Consider the following 1,195-nt stretch of genomic DNA (forward strand, 5'->3'; position numbering starts at 1 on the left):
CGACCGGGGCCGAGGCCGGTGACGCGGGGGCCGCCGAGGTGGGGGCCGCCGAGGTGGCGGCGGTCGCGGAGCCGGGCGCCTGGGAGGCGGCGGCGGTCCGGGGCGTGGCCGACGGCACCCGCAGTCCTCGGGAGAGCCGCCGCGACCGGGTGGCCGCCGTGGACGCCGTCACCTCCACCGTCGCGCCCGGGCGGCCCTCCGCGCCGGACTCCTCGCCCGCCGGCACCGCCCCGTCGCCGGGAGCCTCGGTCGCGTCGGCCACCGTCGGGGCCCGGAACCGCTCGGTGGCGTCGTCGGGGAGCGGAAGGCGGAAGCGGTCGGTCGCGTCGGCGTCGCCGTCGTCACCGGGCGGGTCGGGTGGACCCGCCCCGCGCACGGAGTCGACGCTCGAGCTCATCGGGGAGCCAGGTTACGGGCCGGTCACCACGTCCCTCGTCCGGCCCGGCGACGACGGGGCTCTACTGCCACTGGGTGCAAGCGTCGACGCTTCGCTGGCACCACCGGGGGCCACCTACCCCTCGAGCAGCGCCCGACCCCAGTAGTCGCCGGAGTTCCCCGGCGCCACCCCGGGCGGGCAGGCGAAGAGCGCCGACGACGTGTGCTGGATGTACTCGTTGAGCGCGTCGCGGGCCCCCAGCTGCGACTGCAGCCGCACGAACTGCGCCGGCGAGCGCATGAAGGCGATGAAGAACAGCCCGGCGTCGAGCATGCCGGTCCGGGAGTCCACGCCGTCGGTGTAGGAGTAGCTGCGCCGCAGGATCGCCGTCCCGTTGTTGTTCTCGGGCGCGGCGAGCCGGATGTGCGCGTCCATCGGGATGGCGGGCACGCCGCCGGCCAGCGTGGCGTGGAAGTCCGGCGGGGTGAACTCGTCGCCGCCGGAGAGCGGTCCCCCGCTCGCCTTCGACCGGCCGAACACGTTCTCCTGGTCGGCGAGCACGTCGCGGTCCCACGTCTCGATAATCATGCGGATGCGCCGCGACACGAGGTAGCTCCCGCCGGCCATCCAGGACGCGCCGGCGGGCAGGTCGCCCGGGGCCACCCAGACCGACCGCGACATCGCCCCGGGGTCCTCGACCTTGAGGTTGCGGGTGCCGTCCTTGAAGCCCATGAGGTTGCGGGCCGTCGCCTGGGCGGTCGAGGTCGACGAGGTCCGGCCGAACCCGAGCTGGGTCCAGCGGGTGACGACGGTGCCGCG

General features: G+C 75.7%; 2 protein-coding genes. Both read right to left on the reverse strand.

The annotated features are described in order from the left end of the window. On the reverse strand, positions 1 to 397 hold a 397-nt coding region (locus AC0CYZ_RS07415; RefSeq protein WP_472213828.1), incomplete at its 3' end, for a hypothetical protein. Positions 398 to 511: 114 nt separating this feature from the next. Then, the coding region (locus tag AC0CYZ_RS07420) for a Dyp-type peroxidase (RefSeq protein ID WP_472213830.1) at positions 512 to 1,195 on the reverse strand (684 nt) is incomplete at its 5' end.

This window comes from Actinomycetospora sp. (assembly GCF_055612215.1).